This is a genomic window from Bradyrhizobium sp. UFLA05-153, assembly GCF_054185185.1.
In genome coordinates, this window is sequence record NZ_JBBIAM010000040.1 from 1 (window position 1) to 18,407 (window position 18,407).

The window sequence follows — 18,407 nt, forward strand, 5'->3', positions numbered from 1 at the left end:
CCTCGTAGCAGCTCACCACACCTGGCGCCCACCCCAGCTTCTCGGCCGCCCGAGCCCTGACCTTCTCGATCAGGCCCAGTAGCCCGGCGTGATCGCCTCCCTCCAGCTTGTGGCGCGAGAGCCGGTCGCGATCCGGACTGTGCAGCGTCACCAACCAGGTCTTCTGACTCAGTTCGATCGCAACAAAAATTGTGCCACTATGCCCGGCGGTGGGCGTGCTCTCGGTCGATGCTTGCATCAGACTCTCCGATGGTTCGAGTGTGGTAACCCAAACCTACCGGATAGGGCTCGCTCACCGCCCCATGGAATCTACAAGACTATGCCTCGGTGAGGCGTCTCAGTAATTAATCCGCAAGCCGACGCCGCCGTGGATGGTGTTGCCGACGGGCTGCGGGCCGAGCGTGCCGTTGGCGAAGAGGTCGACGATCCACCCTTGCGCGAAGCGGAAGCCGAGGCGGCCGCCATATTCGAACCAGCCTTGATTGCCCATGGTCGGCACCACCGTGCCATTGCCGGTGACGGTGGCGACGATGCCGGAATGGGCGCCGAACGACTGCACCCAGCCGCCGTTGACGTTGGCCTCGACCGTGCTGCCAAACAGATGCGTCCATTGTCCGCCGAGCTTGACGAGGCTGGTGCGGTCGGTGCCGCCCGCGATCGTCGCATCGAACGGATTGATCGCGACGGTCGGATCGCTGTAGCCGGACACCCGCTGCCACAATTGCCAGAACTCGACGGAGGCGGCGACCTCGTCGCGCGGCGACAGCCGGCTCATCCAGCCGGCCCGGCCGTAGACGGCGTAGTTCGAGCTGTCGGTCGAGCCGGTCACGGTGACCGCGCCGAGGCTCGATTGATAGCTGCGGGTGTAGCGTGCCTTCTCCCAGGGCGTGAGCACCGTGCCGATGTCGAAGAAGGGGCGTGACGAGCCCCAGTCGGTGAAATCGTAGCGCAGCGCAAAGGCGCCGATCGGCGCGCTGGTGATGTGGTAGCCACCCTCATTGTATTGCGTATAGGCGAGGCCCGCGAGCAGCGACAGGTTGCTCGTGAGCTCCTTGCGGCCATGGACTCCGGCGGAGAACGAGCCGGCCGAGCCGAAGGCGCTGATGCAGTCGCTGCAATTGACCTGCTCGTTGACACCAAGCAGCACCGAGCCGAGCACCCGGTTGGTGATCATCTGGTTGAAGCGCTGGTTGGCGAGGTCGCCGATCGAGCCGGCGCTGGAGTCGGCTCCGGTCGGCCCATTGCCCGGACTGTTCGTCGTCGTCGGCGGCGTAGGCGACGGAGACGGAGACGGCGTTGGCGTTGGCGTCGATGTCGTCGTCACGCACTCGCCGTCGCAGCTCGCCGCTGCGGCCGGGCGCGCGTCCGCGCAGAGCAGCGCAAGAGTGGCGCTTGCGGCCAGCGCGACGGCGAGAAGCAGGCGATGTGGCCGGAATATCGCCATGGTCACCGTCCGCACAGCATGCCGTCATCATGGACGGCGGGCGTGATGGTGGGAGAGGCGTCGGCATATTGGTTGACCGAGCAGAGGCCGGCCGCCGCGGTGCAGGTCGCGGCAAAGGTCCAGGGCGGCGTGCTTGTCTTGGTGATCCTGGTCTTGCCGCCGGTCGAGGTAATGATCGCGGTATCGCCCGGCTGGGTAAGCTGGATGCACTGGAAGCCTAGCGTGCAGACGCTGGCAGCGCCTTCCTGCAGCACCACGACCGAGCGGCCGCGCTGGGAGAGGATGTCGAGCGTGGTGCCGCGTACGCCGATGGTCGCCAGCGGCGTCGTGATCTTGTAGGCGGCCTTCTCCGAATGCCCGGTCACGAATCGGAAGGCGCCGGTCGTCATCTGGATCGCGACGTCGCGATAGCTGTGCTCGTCGTTGAAGACGGTGCGGTCGAGCTTGAGCGTGGCGCTCGGTCCGAGTGACAGGTTGGTGCTGTCGGCCATGACGAAGCGCGCCGCGCTGCCTGCGCCGGTGCGCACGGTCTCGTCGCGTAGCATGCTGTCGCCGACGTTGATCTGCGTCGCCGTCGCCGCGACGCGAACGACTTCCTTCTGGATCACCACGGCTTCGCCGACGCGCGTCTGCGCTTGTGCGGCGGACGCCGTGCAAGAGAGAGCCGCAAGCAATAAGGGAAGAACAACGCGAAGTCGCAAATTCATATCATAGCCGATCGATCTGTCCCGTATCGTACCGGATCGCGCTCGTCTGCGATGTGGTATAGTTATCACACGTACCGCATCACGAGCGTCATGGTTAGTGACAGTTGCGCCAGAATACGTTCAATGCGCTGAGCAAAGATATTTTTCTTCGCGGTGAAGCAGATTTGCCACGCAAAACAGCCGTACAACGACAGCACCAAGTGACTTCTGCGTCGCCGATGTCGCGGAGCGCAGTGATCTCTGTCGTTATTTTCCTGGTCGCGCATCTCGTGCTTCTGATTGGCGTCTCGACGCCGGACAAATTCGTGTTCGACGAGGTGCATTACGTGCCGGCCGCACGGCAGATGCTCGAGCCGGTCATGCCGAAACCCGTGCTCAATCCGATGCATCCGCCGCTGGCAAAGGAGCTTATCGCGCTGTCGATCGCGGCCTTCGGCGACAATTCGCTGGGCTGGCGCTATCCGGCAACGCTGTTCGGCGCGCTCGCGGTCGTCGCCGTCTATCTTTGCGGCCTCGCGCTGTTTTCGGCCGAAGGCCCCGCGATCGCGGCGGCGCTGATCGCTTTCTTCAACCAGATGTTGTTCGTACAGTCGCGCATCGCGATGCTCGACATCTTTGCGCTTGCCTTCGGCCTGCTGGCGTCGGCGGCCTTCATGCATGGCTTTCGGAGAGAGCGACCGCACCGGTTGTTTGCGCTGGCCGGCGGATTGTTCGGTTTTGCCGCCGCCTGCAAATGGAGCGGTCTGTTTCCGCTGGCGGCCTGCATCGTCATCGTCGCGGCGATCCGCTTGATGCAGAGCTGGCGCACACTGTTTGCCGACGCGAAGCCGACCGACTGGTATCGGCCCGACCTCTGGCCGGATTTCAGGGCGCAGCATTTCGCGCTCTGCTTCGTCCTGTTGCCGGCGGTGTTCTATCTCGCCGCGTTCCTGCCGCTCTATGGACTATCGCCATCCGATCTGATCGAGGCCCAGCGGCGCATCTTCGCCGACAACACCACGACCGCGATTGCCGGGCATACCTATATGAGCTCATGGCCGTCCTGGCCGTTTCTCGTACGTCCGGTGTGGTTCCTGTTCGACAAGGTCGGCGACAACAGCATCTCCGCAGTCGTTTTCCTCGGCAATCCCCTGGTGCTGTGGCCGGCGCTGCTCGCGCTGGCGGTCGTGTTGCGCGACTTCGTCGTCACGCGGCGCTGGGATGCGTTCCTGATCTCGGCATTTTATTTCGGGCCGTATCTTGCATGGGCGCTGCTGCCGCGCACGCTCGGCTTCATCTACTACTATTTGCCGGCCGCGACCGCGTCCTCGCTCGCACTGGTCTATGTGCTGCGACGTGACAAGCTTCCGCCTTGGGTGCTGTGGGCCTATGTCGCGATCGCAGCCATCGGCTTCGCCGTCATGCTGCCGATCTCCGCCGCCTTCGTCGGCACCTCGATGCAGACCTTCAACCGGCTGATGATCTTCCAGAACTGGATATGAAACTCGCCCGCCGCGGGCGCGGCGGGCGAGTTTTCGGATCGGACGCCGCAATCACTTCGAGGCTGTCGTCTTGGTTTCCATGTTCACGACCTGGACGCGACGGTTGACCGGGTCGGTGCCGTTCGCGGTGTCCTTCAGCTTGGTCTTGCCGTAGCCGACGGTGACGAGGTCACCGGAGCTGAGGCCGTAATTCTGGACCAGATACTTCTTGATGGTATCGGCGCGCTTCTCGGAGAGATCCTGGTTGAAGGGATCGCTGCCGATCGCATCGGTGTGGCCGGCGACCACGAAGGTCGAGCCCTTCAGCGCCGGGTCGGACAGCGCCTTGCCGAGCGCCTGCACCGACCCCATTGAGGTCTTGGCGATGTTGGCCGAGTTGTAGTCGAACTGGATCTCCAGATCGATCTTCGGCTTGCTCGCCGCGAGCTCGGCGATCTGCTCACGCTCGCCCATCGACAGCGACCGGGTCTGCCGGTTGCGCACGGTGTTGAGGAAGCTCGCCTCCTTGGCCTGATTCGGGGTGTCGGTCTGTGGACCGGTGGACAGCCCGCGGGTCAGGGGCTTCGACTTCAGCGCATCCAGGATCTGGTTGGCGGTGACGTTGTTGTCGCCGGCGAGTGCCAGGCCCGCCGTCAGGGACAGCGCGGCCGAGATGGTAATCGCCTTCAATCCGAAAAATGTGTTGAAACGGGTCATTGTCGTAAATCCTCGCTATGACGCCTGATGGCGATTTGATGCTGCGAGCCTAGGTCAGGTTCAAACACCCTGATGTGATGCGGATCACATTCAGAAAGGATTGATCTCGATGCTTATTCTAGCGCCGGAGCCGGTCAGCATCCAATCGCATGTAGGTCCACGGCAGCGGCCGACCACCGACAAGACAGGGACGTTTGCGTTGGTCGGGAAGCACGCCTGTCTATTCGAGCTTCGAAAGAGCGCTGCGGATCGACCGTCGACTTTTCCCGGCGGCCTCTTCGGCGGCATATGGGCGGATCGTTCGGCCGCCGCTGACGAGCAAACAGGCGAAGCAAAGGCGGCCCGATCCGGGCCGCCCTTCGTTTTGGACACCCTCGCTCGACGATGGTCGCAAAGCGGTCGTCGCGCGGCCCGGCTGCGAACAAGAAATCGGCCAGATGGGCGCCTAGCAAACCCCTTCACCCCGGAAGAAACGCTAGCCCCGCGAAGGGAGCCGGTTCGGAACAGTGCCAAGGCCGAGTGACTATCAGTTCAATCGTGGCGGCCCGCCGGATCGGACGACTTCGCAGAGTTCAATGCCGATCTATATCGGCGCGGCGATGATCGCGGTCGCGATCCTGCTGTCGACATTGGTCACGGGTCTCACCAATCGCTATGTCGGCCTGGAAGGCGTGACCGAGGACAATATGTGGCTGGTCGATCGCCTGACCGGCAGCGTCTATCGCTGCCAGGCGACCGACCGCGGCAAGGCCGCCTGCGAGCCTGATGTTGCGACCGGCAGCATTGGGGACCGTCCCAAGGGGGCGAAGCGCGGGCCTTGAGCCGGGCCCTCCTTGCACTGCAGCAATGAAAGTGTCCTTCTCCGCGAAACGCTCCTCGCAGACAATACGTAGTTGCGAAGGCCGGCACGACGCCGGTTTCGTTTTACTTGAGGAGACTTTTCGATGAAGACTTTGCTGACCGCCGCCGCCTTTGTCGCACTAGCGCTTTCGCCCGCTTCGGCGAAGATGATGGCCTGCACGAGCGCCAATATGGGCGCCACGCTGACGACAGTGGCTGCCATGCCCGATGGTTCGTCCAAGATGGGCATGAACAAGGAAATGGCGATGGCCAACACCGACATGAGCAACGGCAAGATGCCCAGTGCCTGCAAGCACTACATGAAGGCGCAGATGATGAAGTAGCACCGGCCTTCGTGCCGGGGCCGGCCGCGCTGTCAGCAGGTGGCAGCGCGGCTTTTTCGTTGCCGTTGTTTCTTTGCTTGCTTGCGAATCCCGCTACATTGCCGCTCGCAATGTCCCGCACGCCCAAACCACTCCCGCTTCAGACGTCACAGGCGCGACAGATCTGGCTGCGCGCGCAACGGCTCGATACCCGCGAGCCCTTTGGCGCGGGCGCGCAAGCGGTTGCCGATGCCATCGCCCATCTCGGCTATGTGCAGATCGACACCATCAACGTCATCGAGCGCTGCCATCACCACATTCTCTACAGCCGCATCCCGTCCTATCGCCGAGCCGACCTGAGCCACGCCCAGAGCGTCGACAGGAGCGTATTCGAATACTGGACGCATGCGCTGTCCTACGTGCCGTCGAGCGACTTCCGTTTCTTCCTGCCGGCGATGCGCGAGCACCGCCGCGAGGGGCACAAATGGTTCGCGTCGGTGACGGCGGCCGACATGCGCAAGGTAATGCGGCTGGTGCGGGCTGGCCCGCTGACGATCCGCGACATCGAGGATGACGTCCTCACCGAGAAAGAGCATCTGTGGCAGAGCCGCAAGCCCTCGAAGCGGGCGTTGCAACTCGCCTTCTACACCGGCGTCGTCACAATCAGCGAACGCCAGGGCATGCTCAAGACCTATGAGCTGATGACGCGCCATTTCGGCTGGGACAAGCTGCCGAAGCCGGCCTCAGCGAAGGACGGTATCACCTACCTGCTCGACCGCGCGCTGCGCGCTCAGGGCGTCGTGAGCCTCGATTCGATCTGCCATCTCGACGCGCCGAGCAAGAAGGCGGTGGCGCGCCTGATCGCATCACGGGTCCGACGCGGCGAACTCGTGTCGCTTGCTTTGGAAGGCGCGGCCAAGCAGGAGCATTGGGCGCCGCCGTCGGCGCTGGAGCCGGGCGAGGGGGCACCGCCCGATCTCGTGCACATCCTCTCGCCCTTCGATCCCCTGATCATCCAGCGCAAGCGCACCAATCTCATCTTCGGCTACAATCACCTCTTTGAAGCCTATGTGCCGAAGGCCAAGCGAAAGCTCGGCTATTTCGCGCTGCCGGTGCTCGTCGGCGACGAGATCGTGGCCGCGCTGGACCTCAAGACCGATCGGCAAAACAAGAAACTCCTGATGCAGAAATGGACCTGGGTCGGCAACGGCAAGAAGACGGCCGGCCGCAAGGAGCTGAAGCGCAGGATCGAGGACGAGCTCGATCGCTTCGAGCGGTTTCAATTGGCTGAGGAAGTCGCGGCTTCGTAGGGTGGGCAAAGCGAAGCGTGCCCACCGCTTATGTTTCGTTGAGGCAAGATGGTGGGCACGGCGCTAGCGCGCCTTTGCCCACCCTGCGATCTGATCGAGCCAGGCGCCGACAACAATACCCACGACATAGGCCAAAACATTCCACAGCGAAAAGATCCGCCCCAGGAGCAGCGCGCCGGCGGTCGTGAGGCGGAACGCATCGAGCCACGGTGTATGCACCAGCCGGGACAACTCGACCAGAACCGCAATCGCCGTCGCAATGGCCGCAATCTTCGTCCGTGTCAGGTGTGGCAGCACGGCGCCGACCAGCAAAAACACCATGGTCGCCCATAGCAGCGAGCCGCCATACTTCACGGCGAAAGCGGGCAGCCCAAGCGGAAAGCCATACCAGCGCAGGGTGAGGCCGCAGGCGATCACGACGAGAGCGAGGGCGGCGCGGACCAGCGATACCTGCAAAGGCGCAACAGGGGTGGTCGATTGCGTTCCGTGCATTGCTCGCTCCATTGACTCTTTCGCCGCGATGCTCAAAACCGCCCTCGGACCTGAGAAAAGCAACAACCAAGGGGGACGCCATGAGCCAGACCACTACCTTTGCCGGTTCCGCAGGCACTGCCAAGAACCCTAACAAGAGCGCGGTCGAGACCTCGACCATCCGCGCCATCTCCTGGCGCCTGATTCCTTTCCTGGTGCTGGCCTACTTCTTTTCCTATCTCGACCGCGTCAATCTCGGCTTCGCGGCGCTGACCATGAATGCGGAGTTGAAGTTCACGCCGCTGATCTTCTCCTGGGGCGCCGGCATCTTCTTCATCGGCTATTTCATCTTCGAGGTGCCGAGCAACCTGGCGCTGGAGAGATTCGGCGCGAGCCGCTGGATCGCCCGCATCATGGTGACCTGGGGCGTGATCTCGGCGCTGATGGCGACGGTCAACGGCGTCACCAGCTTCTACGTCCTGCGCTTCTTGCTCGGTGTCGCCGAAGCCGGCTTCTTCCCCGGCATCATCCTTTATCTCACCTATTGGTACCCTGCCGAATATCGCGCGCGCTTCCTCGCGGCCTTTGCCATTGCGGTGCCGGTCTCGACTGTGATCGGCGCGCCGATCTCGGGCCTGCTGCTCGGGCTCGACGGTGTGCTGGGCCTGCAGGGCTGGCAGTGGCTGTTCATCATCGAGGGCGTGCCGTCGGTGCTGCTTGGCATCGTCACCTGGTTCTATCTCACCGACAAGCCGGAGAAGGCGGATTGGCTGTCGGCCGAGCAGAAGGCGTGGCTCAAGGCCAGGCTTGATTCGGAAGTCGCAGCCAAGCAGGCGGTGAAGCACCTCTCGCTCGGCGAAGCCTTGTCGTCGCCGAAGGTGATAGCGCTGAGCCTGATCTATTTCGGCTTCGTCGGTGCGCTCTACGGCATGCAGTTCTGGCTGCCGCAGATCGTGAAGGCTTTTGGGCTCACAAATGCGCAGACCGGCTTCGTCACCGCGATTCCGTACCTGTTCGGCACCATCGCCATGATCCTGTGGGCGCGGCATTCCGATGCCACGCGCGAGCGTGTGATGCATGTCGGTGCGCCGCTGCTGCTCACTGCCGTCGCGCTCGGCGTCTCCTCATATCTCACCGATCCCACCCTGACGATGGTGGCGCTGACGGTGGCCGCGATCGGCGTATTCTGCTGCTTCGGCGTGTTCTGGACCCTGCCGACCGCCTGGCTCTCCGGTATGGCGGCCGCCGGTGCCATCGCCCTGATCAACTCGATCGGCAATCTCGCCGGCTTCGCCGGGCCCTATTTGATCGGCTGGGTCAAGGAAGCCACCGGCCAGACCTCGACCGGCCTCCTGGTTCTCGCGATCCTGCCCCTGATCGCCGGCATCCTGGTGTTCGTCGGCGGCCACGAGAGCAAGCACGAATTCGCCGAAGAGGGGCGGTGAGGGGCCGCTAACGAAGTCATTCCGGGGCGGTGCGCAGCACCGAACCCGGAATCTCGAGATTCTCAGGTACGCAAGTGCGCACCGTAGTTCGCGCTTCGCGCGCCCCGGAATGGCTCCCGACGTGACGGGGCTCCTCGCGCCCCGCTTACGTGACCAGACGTCACACCCAAGCTAACCCTTTGACCGATTTTACCTCCTTACCTTCCCTTAACGCTCACGTTTTTCTGATGACTGACGATTATTGACTTTTATCAGTGATTAGTCGACATTTCTCCGGAACACAGCCGCAGGAGTGTCCGATGTTCGTCCGGTCGATTTTGTCGAGCTATTCCAGGCTCTTGGCAGGTGCTTCGCTGGCCCTGATGGCCGTGGCGCTGGCCGGATGCAATGACACTGTAGCGCAAAAGGCCGAGCCACCGCGGCCGGTTCTGGTCGCAACCGCCCATTACGAGGCCGACACGCCGGAGCGCAGCTTCGTCGGCACCATCCGGCCCCGCATCGAGAGCGATCTCGGTTTCCGGGTCGCCGGCAAGGTGGCCAAGCGCCTGGTCGAGGTCGGCCAGACCGTCGAGGAGGGCCAGCCGCTCGCGACCCTCGATGAAGTCGATCTGAAGCTTCAGGCCGAGCAGGCCGTGGCCGAGCAGACTGCAGCGACCGGCGTGCTGGCCCAGGCTGCCGCCGCAGAGCAACGTGCCAAGGACCTCAAGGCCAAGGGCTGGACCACCGACGCGCAGATGGATACGAGCCGCGCGGCCGCCGACGAGGCCCGCGCGCGGTTGAATCGCGCCGAGCGCTCGGTCGAGCTGACCAAGAATTCCCTTTCCTACGCGACGCTCAATGCCGACGCCCGCGGCGTCGTCACCGCAACGCTGATCGAGCCCGGCCAGGTGGTCGCCGCGGGCCAGGCTTCGATCCGCGTCGCCCGCTTTGCCGAGAAGGAAGCGGTCGTCGCGATCCCTGAGACGCTGGTCGGACGCGCCAAGTCGGGCGTCGCCAGCGTCACTCTTTGGTCGGAGCCGAACAAGAAGTACGCCGCCAAGCTGCGCGAGATCGCGCCTGCCGCCGATCCGGCCACGCGCACCTATCTTGCGAAATTCTCGCTGCCGGAAGCCGACGACAAGGTCGCGCTTGGCATGACCGCGACGCTGACGCTGTCGGATGCCGCCACCGAGCGCGTCGCGCGGCTGCCGCTGTCGGCGCTGTTCAACGAAGGCGGCAAGCCCTCCTTCTACGTCGTCGACGACAACGGCGCCGTCGCGCTGAAGCCGGTCACGGTGAAATCCTACGAGAGCAACGACGTCGTCATCGCCAGTGGCGTGGAAGAGGGCGCGAAGATCGTCGCGCTCGGCGTGCAGAAGCTCGATCCGAACCAGAAGGTCCGGATCGTGTCCTCGCTGTCGTTCTAATACGGTCCCGTCATTGCGAGGTGAGTTTCGGCCGTCGCGCGAATGCGATGGAAGAAGCGGCGAAGTGATCCAGAACCTGCCCAGCCCCCTGGATCGCTTCGCTACCTCGCAATGACGGGTTGAACAGGGTTGGTTGTTTTGTTCTTGGCAATTGGGTCATCTCTGGAGAGAGTGCGATGAAGCGCTTCAACCTTTCAGCCTGGGCCGTCAGCCATCCGACGCTGGTCCTGTTCCTGATGATCGTGCTCGGCGCCGCCGGCTTCTTCTCCTATCAGAAGCTCGGCCGCGCCGAAGATCCGTTCTTCACGGTGAAAGTGGTCAACGTCTCGGTGATGTGGCCGGGTGCGACGGCGCAGGAGATGCAGACCCAGGTCGCCGATCCCATCGAGAAGAAGCTTCAGGAGCTGCCCTATTTCGAGAAGGTGCAGACCTACTCGAAGCCCGCCTTCACCGCGATGCAGGTGACCTTCCGCGACAACACGCCGCCGAAGGACGTGCCGTATCTTTTCTATCTCCTGCGCAAGAAGCTCGTCGACGTGCAGGGCCAGCTGCCGTCGGGCATTCTCGGCCCCGTCGTCAATGACGAGTTCTCCGACGTCGATTCGATTCTCTACATGATGACCGGCGACGGCGCTGATTATGCGCAGCTCAAGAAGACCGCCGAAGGTTTCCGCCAGCGCCTCCTCAAAGTTCCGGGCGTGACCAAGGTCGACGTCTACGGCACACAGGACGAGCGCATCTATGTCGAGTTCTCGCATGCGAAACTCGCGACTCTCGGCATCACGCCGCAGGCGCTGTTCGATTCGCTGGCCAAGCAGAATAACGTGACCCCCGCCGGCACGGTCGAAACGTCCTCGCAGCGCGTGCCGCTGCGCGTGACCGGCGCGCTCGACGGCGCCAAGGCTGTTGCCGAGACGCCGGTCGAAAGCAATGGCCGCGTCTTCCGCCTCGGCGACATCGCAACCGTCACCCACGGTTACGTCGATCCGCCCAGTTTCGTCGTGCGCCAGGAAGGCAAGCCCGCGATCGGTATCGGCGTCGTCACTGCCAAGGGCGCCAACATCCTCGAGCTTGGCAAGGAGGTCGAAAAGGCGACCAGCGAATTCATGAAGGCGGTGCCGCAGGGCATCGACGTCGAGCTGATCGCCGACCAGCCCCACGTGGTCGAGCATGCGGTGGGCGAGTTCGTGCACTCCTTCGTGGAAGCGCTTGCGATCGTGCTGTTCGTGTCCTTTGTTGCACTCGGCTGGCGCACCGGCATCGTGGTCGCCCTCTCGGTGCCGTTGGTGCTCGGCATCGTGTTCATCGTCATGAACTCGATGTCGCTCGACCTGCACCGCATCTCGCTTGGCGCGCTGATCATCGCGCTCGGCCTTTTGGTCGACGACGCCATCATCGCAGTCGAGATGATGGTGGTGAAGATGGAGCAGGGCTGGGACCGCATCCGCGCGGCATCCTTTGCCTGGGAATCCACTGCCTTTCCGATGCTCACGGGAACGCTGGTCACGGCTGCCGGTTTCCTGCCCATCGGCTTTGCCAATTCGGCGGTCGGCGAATATGCCGGCAGCATCTTCTGGATCGTGGCGATCGCGCTGGTCGCGTCCTGGTTCGTCGCGGTGATCTTCACGCCCTATATCGGCGTCAAGCTGTTGCCCAACATCAAGCTGCACCACAACCACGATCCGCACGCGGTCTATGAGACCCGCATGTACCGCGGCCTTCGCGCCATCGTGCAATGGTGCGTCAACCACCGCATCACGGTGGTGGTCGCGACCGTCGGCGTCTTCGTCGCCTCGATCGTCGGCTTCGGCCATGTGCAGCAACAGTTCTTCCCGCTGTCCGAGCGGCCCGAGCTGTTCCTCCAGCTCCGCCTGCCGGAAGGCACCGCCTTCAACGTCACCGAAAAGGCGGTGAAGGATGCCGAGAAGCTGTTGAAGGATGACCAGGACATCGCGACCTACACGGCATATGTCGGGCAGGGCTCGCCGCGCTTCTGGCTCGGCCTCAATCCGCAGCTGCCGAACGAGGCCTTTGCCGAGATCGTCATCGTCGCCAAGGGTGTCGAGGCGCGCGAGCGCATCAAGGCGAAGCTCGAGAACGCCGTTTCCGACGGCGCGCTCAACGAAGCCCGCGTCCGCGTCGACCGCTTCAATTTCGGTCCCCCGGTCGGCTTCCCCGTGCAGTTCCGCGTGATCGGCCCCGATCCCAACAAGGTGCGCGAGATCGCCTACCAGGTCCGCGACGTCATGCGTCAGAACAAGAACGTCAAGGACGTCCAGCTCGACTGGAACGAGCAGTCGCCGTATCTCAAGCTCGTCGTCGACCAGGACCGCGCGCGTGCGATGGGCCTCACCCCGCAGGAGGTCTCACAGTCACTTGCGATGCTGATCTCCGGAGCGCAGGTCACGACCGTGCGCGACGGCATCGAGAAGGTCGGCGTGGTCGCCCGTGCGATCCCCTCCGAGCGGCTCGACCTCGCCCATGTCGGCGATCTCACCATCACCTCGCGCAATGGCGTTGCCGTGCCGCTCCAGCAGATTGCCAAGATCGAGTATTCCCACGAGGAGCCGATCCTGTGGCGGCGCAACCGCGACATGGCGATCACCGTGCGCTCCGACGTCGTCGACGGCGTCCAGGCGCCCGACGTCACCAGCCAGATCACGCCGAAGCTGCAACAGATCAAGGACTACCTCGAGCCGGCCTACCGCATCGAGCCGGGTGGCGCGTTCGAGGAATCCGCCAAGGGCAATGCCTCGATCTTCATCCTCTTCCCGGTGATGGTCATGGTGATGCTGACGCTGTTGATGATCCAGCTCCAGAGCTTCTCACGCCTGATCCTGGTGTTCCTCACCGCGCCGCTCGGCATCGTCGGTGCGTCCCTCGGGCTCAACGTCGCCAACCAGCCGTTCGGCTTCGTGGCGCTGCTCGGCCTGATCGCGCTCGCCGGTATGATCATGCGCAACGCAGTCATCCTGGTCGACCAGATCGAGACCGACGTCTCCCATGGCCTGACCCGGCGCGAGGCGATCGTGGAGGCGACCGTCCGGCGCGCGCGTCCGGTGGTGCTGACCGCGCTCGCCGCGATCCTCGCCATGATCCCGCTGTCGCGCTCGGCGTTCTGGGGCCCGATGGCGATCACCATCATGGGCGGATTGTTCGTTGCGACCTTCCTGACGCTCCTGTATCTGCCGGGCCTCTACGCCCTGTGGTTCCGCAAGAGCCTCGACGAGGCTGGAACGGCCGAGCAGCCGGAGGTTGCGCCGCAGCATGGCAGCGATGCCGAGCCCGCATTTCCGCTTGCTGAAGCGGCTGAATAAATGAAGAGTGAGTTTTGACGAGTCCTGACAGATGACACTGGTTTCGGAACATATCGAAGGCGACACCCGGGAACGCATCCTCGAGGTGGCCGAGCGGCTGTTCCGCCAGATCGGCTACCAGAAGACCACTGTCGGCGACATCGCCAAAGAGCTCCGGATGAGCCCGGCCAACGTCTATCGCTTCTTCGAATCGAAGAAGGCGATCCATCAGTCGGTGGCCCGGGCGTTGATGGGCGAGGTCGAACTCGAAGCGCAGCGGATCGTGGCCCAGCCCGGTCCGGTGCGCGACCGCTTCCGGCAGCTTCTGACCACCATCCATCGCATGAACACCGAGCGCTATGTCGGTGATTCCAAGCTGCATGAGATGGTCGAGATCGCGATGCAGGAGGATTGGGACGTCTGCGTCGCCCATATGGAGTGCATCGCCTCGATCATCGGCCAGATGATCGCGCAAGGTGCCGCCTCCGGCGAATTCGAGGCGCCGGACCTGCAACTGGCCTCGCTCTGCGCCTGCACAGCGATGATGCGCTTCTTCCATCCCCAGATGATCGCTCAATGCGCCACCAAGCCGGGCCCCACGATCGATCAGATGATCGATTTCGTCATCGCAGGCCTGTCGCCGCGTCACTGACGCGTGGTGCAATTGCCCCTATAAGCAAGCTGGACGTCAGTCTGGGATCGGTCTTGCGGACCTACCCCGGAATGACCGGGCGATTGGCGCGCAACACGGACCAACAAACTCCGTCATTGCGAGCGCAGCGAAGCAATCCAGGATCCCGCCGCGGAGACAGTCTGGATTGCTTTGCTGCGCTCGCAATGACGATCAGGGAAAAAGCAACGTGACCGAGAAAGACCTGCACTTCTACGAGCCCGCCAAGGGCCATGGCCTCAAGCACGATCCTTTCAATGCCATCATCGCGCCGCGGCCGATCGGCTGGATCTCCTCGCGTGACGCCACGGGCCACGTCAACCTCGCGCCCTACAGCTTCTTCAACGCCTTCTGCTACACCCCGCCGATCATCGGCTTCTCCTCCACCAACTGGAAGGACACCGTCGGCAATATCGAGACGACGAAGGAGTTCGTCTGGAATCTCGCCACCATGGACCTGGCGAAGCAGATGAATGCGACCGCCGCCCACGTCGCGCCCGAGGTCGACGAGTTCAAGATCGCGGGGCTGTCAGCCGTGCCTGGCAGGCTCGTCAACGTGCCGCGCGTCGGCGAGAGCCCGGTCGCCTTCGAATGCAGGGTGTCCGACATCGTGCGCCTCAAGGGCGCCGATGGCCGGCAGGCCGATGCCTGGCTGACGCTCGGCGAGGTCGTCGCCGTCCACATCGACAAGGCCTTCATCAAGGACGGCGTCTACCAGACGGCTGCGACTCGTCCGATCGTCCGGGCGGGACGGCGCGGCGACTATTTCGAGATCAAGCCGGAAAACATGTTCGAGATGGTCAGGCCGGATTAGGTCTTCCGTCATTCCGGGATGCACCGACAGGCGCAGGCCCGGAATCCATTCATCTACAATCTCTGCGGTTCAATGGATTCCGGGCTCGCGCTTTGCTGCGCTCCGGAATGACGGTGTTGATATTTGCGCTTTCGGCTAAGCTAGGCACCCATCAATACCTGGAAATTTTCAAACGAGAGAGGCATGACCGAACAGACCAGCACCGAACCCCGCGGCGATCTCTGCATCCGCACGCTTGCGATGCCCGCCGACACCAACGCCAATGGCGACATATTCGGCGGCTGGCTGCTCAGCCAGATGGACGTCGGTGGCGGCGTGTTCGCCTCGAAAGTCGCGAAGTCGCGCACCGTGACGGTCGCGATCGAAGCGATGAATTTTCGCAAAGCGGTCTACGTCGGCGATCTCGTCTCGGTCTACGCCACGCTCGTGCGCGTTGGGCGCACCTCGCTCACGGTGCGTCTCGAAGCCTGGGCGCTGCGCCGCGGCGAACAGCATCCGTTCCTCGTCACCGACGGCAACTTCACCTATGTCTCGATCGATGATCACGGTCGCCCGCAGACCGTCAACCGCACCGCGCCGCCGATTGCGACGTAAGCGCGCGGAGCCTTAACGCATGTGTTGCCTTAACGCATGTGGTGATCGTGCGCCGCGGATGTCGCGGCTTCGCCAAGAACAAGTCACAAAACGGATGAGGTCGCAGCGTACTCCATTGCGTGTCGATTCGGGGTGGAAACGGCCGCATGCCCATAGGAACCATTGGGCAGGAGCACCGTTATTTGCCCGCACTCGAGGAATCACGGGCAATGCCGGACAGCTACATCATTGAAGTCGATTCACAGACAGCAGGTATCGTCGTACGCAACCCGGAAGGATACCGCTTCTTCGCTTCCTCCCACCGCTTCAACCGCCTCGAAGGCCAGATCTTCCGCAACGCACGCGAAGCGGAACGCGCCGCGCGGAGGTTGGTGAATGGAGATTTGAAGGAAGCGGCGTGATTGGAATTTATGCCGTGGAATCCGCGCGCCCGTTGCAGGGCGATGCAGCATCCTCAGGTCATTCCGGGCTCGCGCCTTACGGCGCGCCCCGGAATGAAGTGAATTACATCAAAGCTTCGTCGCGGCGCGCGACAGCAGCTTCCAGTCGTCGCCCTGCTTCTGCCAGTTCATCAGGATGTGAAGGTTGGTCGGCACTTTTTTCCCATCGGCCGCCATCTCCTGCTCGGCGATCCAGTGGAAGCGCACGATCGCGGCGGGGCCGACGACCTTGATGGTCGGGTCCTTGTACTCGATCGACAGGAATTTCGATTTTCCATCCGTGGCGTTGGCGATGAAGGTCGCCTTGTCCTCGACCTTGCCGCTGGAATGGCTGTAGCTGAGATCGTCCCAGCAGAGCGCGCCGAGCGCCTTTGGATCCGCCGCAATCTGGGCGAGACGAAAAGCCTCGACCTTTTTCGCAACCGCCTCATCGTCCACTGAGGCGGCCAGCGCGGGAGCCGCGCCGAGAGCGGCAAGTGCCAGGGCCGAGACGGCCAGTTCGCGCCGATTGATGGTCATCGTTTTCTCCTTTTTGCTCTTGCAGGTAGTGTTGCAGCCGCGCGCCGATTTGTCGAGTGTGCTCACTCGTCATTCGGGCCGCAGCGTGTGCGATTGGATGGATTCCGGGCCCGCGCCTTGCGGCACGTCCCGGAATGACGGACGAGAAATTCTCGGCTATTAGTGCGCCCCGGCGAAGAGGAATCATTTGAAATGTCGCAAACCACGGGCCAGGCTCTGCTGTTCGACATCGACGGCACGCTCGCCGATACCGACGCGCTGCATCGCGAGGCGTTCAACCAGGTGTTTGGCCCGCGCGGTCACGTGTTCGATCATGCACGGTTTTCGAAGGAGTTGCAGGGCTTCTCCAATGTGTCGATAGGGGAGCGATTCTTGAGCGACGTGTTGCCGGAGCGGCGCGCAGCCATTCTCGACGAGAAAGAGCACATCTTCCGCACGCTGGTGGCCGGACAGATCAAGCCGGTACCGGGCCTGATGGCGCTGCTCGACAAGGCGGACGCGACGGGCATTCCCATGGTCGCCGTCACCAATGCACCGCGACTGAATGCGGAGATGCTGCTGTCGGGGCTCGGCATCATGGACCGCTTCAAGGCGATCGTGATCGGCGACGAACTGCCGCACGGCAAGCCGCATCCGCTGCCTTATCTGGAAGGGCTGCGCTTCGCCGGTGCCGCCGCCCATGCCTCGATCGCGTTCGAGGATTCCCGCTCCGGAATTCAATCGGCCTCGGCCGCGGGCATACCGACGATCGGCATGCGAACCTCGCTCAGTCACGACGATCTGGTGGCCGCCGGTGCCGTCGCCTCGGCCGGCACTTACGATGATGACGCCCTGATGAAGCTGGTCGCGGCCGCCATGAAGTGGTGAGGGCAGGGCGCCGGCACGCTGTTCGTTAACTTTACCGTGCTCTCTCGTTGACCTCGGCGTCGAACCGCCGCACCATGCAGAACTCTGATTGAGGTTGCCGCCCGTGACTGGATTGACCCATCGCCAGGCCGAAATCCTCAACATCGCCCGCGCCTCGGGCCGGGTGATGGTCGAGGAACTCGCGCGCCGCTTCGAGGTTTCGGCGCAGACCATCCGGAAAGATCTCAACGATCTCTGCGAGCGCCGCTCGCTGACCCGCATCCATGGCGGCGCCATCATCGCCTCGGGCGTCGAAAACCTCGCCTACGAGGCGCGGCGCTTCGTCGCCGCCGACGAGAAGAAGGCGATCGGCGCTGCGGCCGCCTCGCTGATCCCGAACGGCTGCTCGCTCTTCATCAACATCGGCACCACGACGGAAGAGGTGGCAAGCGCGCTGACCTCGCACGAGGACCTGCTCGTCATCACCAACAACCTGAACGTCGCGATGCTGCTCTATCGCCATCCCCGCATCGAGGTGGTGGTCGCCGGCGGCACGGTGCGGCGCGCCGACGGTGCGGTGGTCGGCTCGACCGCGACGCAGCTGATTGGCCAGTTCAAGGTCGACTACGCCATCATCGGTGCGTCCGCGATCGATGAAGAAGGCGCGCTGCTCGATTTCGACTATCGCGAGGTGCAGGTGGCGCAGGCGATCATCGCGAATGCGCGCAGCGTGATGCTGGTCGCCGATTCAACGAAGCTTCGCCGCAGCGCGCCGGTGCGCATCGCCCATATCAGCCAGATCCAGACCTTCGTCACCGACCAGGAACTGCCCGAGCGCCTCGCCACGATCTGCCACAGCAAGGGCATCGAGGTGGTCGAGGCGATGCCGAAAGGCTCCCCCGACGACGACGCTGCAACGGAGCCCACTCAGGATTCCGCGCCCGAAGCGGCGCCGGTGGTGCGGTTGAGGTAGTCGCCTCAGCCTCGGCCCACCCCGGAGGGTGAGGGTGGGGGCGATGCCCACCGTTTCATCCTGTTGCCCAGGAAAAATCATCGGTTTGCCCACGAAAAAAGTTCCATTTTCGCTTTCTTTCGCCTTGCTTTC

At 63.4% G+C, this 18,407-nt stretch carries 18 protein-coding genes and 1 pseudogene; 13 read left to right on the plus strand and 6 right to left on the minus strand.

What is annotated here, in order from left to right:
• The 3 genes and pseudogenes from Q2941_RS23335 to Q2941_RS23345 all read right to left on the minus strand — a co-directional run.
• Positions 1–238, minus strand: a pseudogene (locus Q2941_RS23335) (hypothetical protein); the annotation flags it as partial.
• A 99-nt stretch (positions 239–337) separates the two neighbouring features.
• Positions 338–1,444: a hypothetical protein gene (locus Q2941_RS23340; protein ID WP_458193856.1), complete on the minus strand. Its 1,107-nt coding sequence runs from the start codon at positions 1,442–1,444 to the stop codon at positions 338–340.
• A gap of 2 nt (positions 1,445–1,446) precedes the next feature.
• A complete protein-coding gene (locus tag Q2941_RS23345) occupies positions 1,447–2,151 on the minus strand; it encodes a FecR family protein (protein WP_458193857.1) in 705 nt (234 codons plus the stop codon).
• Positions 2,152–2,369: 218 nt separating this feature from the next.
• Between Q2941_RS23345 and Q2941_RS23350 the strand changes: the two genes are divergently transcribed.
• Positions 2,370–3,632, plus strand: a complete 1,263-nt coding sequence (locus tag Q2941_RS23350; protein WP_458193858.1) for a phospholipid carrier-dependent glycosyltransferase — start codon at positions 2,370–2,372, stop codon at positions 3,630–3,632.
• A gap of 51 nt (positions 3,633–3,683) precedes the next feature.
• On the opposite strand, the gene Q2941_RS23355 is transcribed toward Q2941_RS23350, so the two are convergent.
• Entirely contained in the window at positions 3,684–4,328 is a 645-nt protein-coding gene (locus Q2941_RS23355) for an OmpA family protein (protein ID WP_027522766.1), read from the minus strand.
• Between the two features lie 575 nt (positions 4,329–4,903).
• On the opposite strand from Q2941_RS23355, the gene Q2941_RS23360 reads away from it, so the two are divergent.
• From Q2941_RS23360 to Q2941_RS23370, 3 genes are all read left to right on the plus strand, one after another.
• Positions 4,904–5,149 carry a hypothetical protein gene (locus tag Q2941_RS23360; RefSeq protein WP_027522767.1) on the plus strand — a complete coding sequence of 82 codons (246 nt, stop codon included), beginning with the start codon at positions 4,904–4,906 and terminating at the stop codon, positions 5,147–5,149.
• Positions 5,150–5,272: 123 nt separating this feature from the next.
• A complete protein-coding gene (locus Q2941_RS23365; RefSeq protein WP_027522768.1) occupies positions 5,273–5,512 on the plus strand; it encodes a hypothetical protein in 240 nt (79 codons plus the stop codon).
• A gap of 110 nt (positions 5,513–5,622) precedes the next feature.
• Complete coding sequence (locus Q2941_RS23370; protein ID WP_458193859.1) at positions 5,623–6,801, plus strand: winged helix-turn-helix domain-containing protein; 1,179 nt, start codon at positions 5,623–5,625, stop codon at positions 6,799–6,801.
• A gap of 63 nt (positions 6,802–6,864) precedes the next feature.
• Here Q2941_RS23370 and Q2941_RS23375 read toward each other — a convergent pair whose 3' ends face one another.
• Entirely contained in the window at positions 6,865–7,293 is a 429-nt protein-coding gene (locus tag Q2941_RS23375; protein ID WP_458193860.1) for a ribosomal maturation YjgA family protein, read from the minus strand.
• Positions 7,294–7,373: 80 nt separating this feature from the next.
• Here Q2941_RS23375 and Q2941_RS23380 point away from each other — a divergent pair, with 80 nt between their 5' ends.
• The 7 genes from Q2941_RS23380 to Q2941_RS23410 all read left to right on the plus strand — a co-directional run bounded on the left by Q2941_RS23380 (position 7,374) and on the right by Q2941_RS23410 (position 15,898).
• Positions 7,374–8,717, plus strand: coding sequence for an MFS transporter (locus Q2941_RS23380; RefSeq protein WP_458193861.1), 1,344 nt, complete (start codon positions 7,374–7,376; stop codon positions 8,715–8,717).
• A 299-nt stretch (positions 8,718–9,016) separates the two neighbouring features.
• Positions 9,017–10,123 carry an efflux RND transporter periplasmic adaptor subunit gene (locus Q2941_RS23385; RefSeq protein ID WP_254107975.1) on the plus strand — a complete coding sequence of 369 codons (1,107 nt, stop codon included), beginning with the start codon at positions 9,017–9,019 and terminating at the stop codon, positions 10,121–10,123.
• A 176-nt stretch (positions 10,124–10,299) separates the two neighbouring features.
• The gene (locus Q2941_RS23390; RefSeq protein WP_027522773.1) at positions 10,300–13,440 is read left to right on the plus strand and encodes an efflux RND transporter permease subunit; all 3,141 of its coding nucleotides are present in this window, start codon (positions 10,300–10,302) and stop codon (positions 13,438–13,440) included.
• 31 nt (positions 13,441–13,471) lie between these two features.
• Positions 13,472–14,071, plus strand: coding sequence for a TetR/AcrR family transcriptional regulator (locus tag Q2941_RS23395; RefSeq protein ID WP_254107971.1), 600 nt, complete (start codon positions 13,472–13,474; stop codon positions 14,069–14,071).
• Positions 14,072–14,279: 208 nt separating this feature from the next.
• The gene (locus tag Q2941_RS23400; protein ID WP_254107969.1) at positions 14,280–14,903 is read left to right on the plus strand and encodes a flavin reductase family protein; all 624 of its coding nucleotides are present in this window, start codon (positions 14,280–14,282) and stop codon (positions 14,901–14,903) included.
• Positions 14,904–15,086: 183 nt separating this feature from the next.
• Positions 15,087–15,497: an acyl-CoA thioesterase gene (locus Q2941_RS23405; RefSeq protein WP_027522776.1), complete on the plus strand. Its 411-nt coding sequence runs from the start codon at positions 15,087–15,089 to the stop codon at positions 15,495–15,497.
• A 209-nt stretch (positions 15,498–15,706) separates the two neighbouring features.
• Entirely contained in the window at positions 15,707–15,898 is a 192-nt protein-coding gene (locus Q2941_RS23410; RefSeq protein ID WP_254113350.1) for a hypothetical protein, read from the plus strand.
• Positions 15,899–16,006: 108 nt separating this feature from the next.
• Here Q2941_RS23410 and Q2941_RS23415 read toward each other — a convergent pair whose 3' ends face one another.
• Positions 16,007–16,456, minus strand: coding sequence for a nuclear transport factor 2 family protein (locus Q2941_RS23415; protein ID WP_254107967.1), 450 nt, complete (start codon positions 16,454–16,456; stop codon positions 16,007–16,009).
• A gap of 192 nt (positions 16,457–16,648) precedes the next feature.
• Between Q2941_RS23415 and Q2941_RS23420 the strand changes: the two genes are divergently transcribed.
• Both Q2941_RS23420 and Q2941_RS23425 read left to right on the plus strand, forming a co-directional pair.
• The gene (locus Q2941_RS23420; RefSeq protein ID WP_458193862.1) at positions 16,649–17,323 is read left to right on the plus strand and encodes an HAD family hydrolase; all 675 of its coding nucleotides are present in this window, start codon (positions 16,649–16,651) and stop codon (positions 17,321–17,323) included.
• A gap of 103 nt (positions 17,324–17,426) precedes the next feature.
• Positions 17,427–18,275: a DeoR/GlpR family DNA-binding transcription regulator gene (locus tag Q2941_RS23425; RefSeq protein ID WP_458193863.1), complete on the plus strand. Its 849-nt coding sequence runs from the start codon at positions 17,427–17,429 to the stop codon at positions 18,273–18,275.
• Positions 18,276–18,407 lie beyond the last annotated feature (132 nt).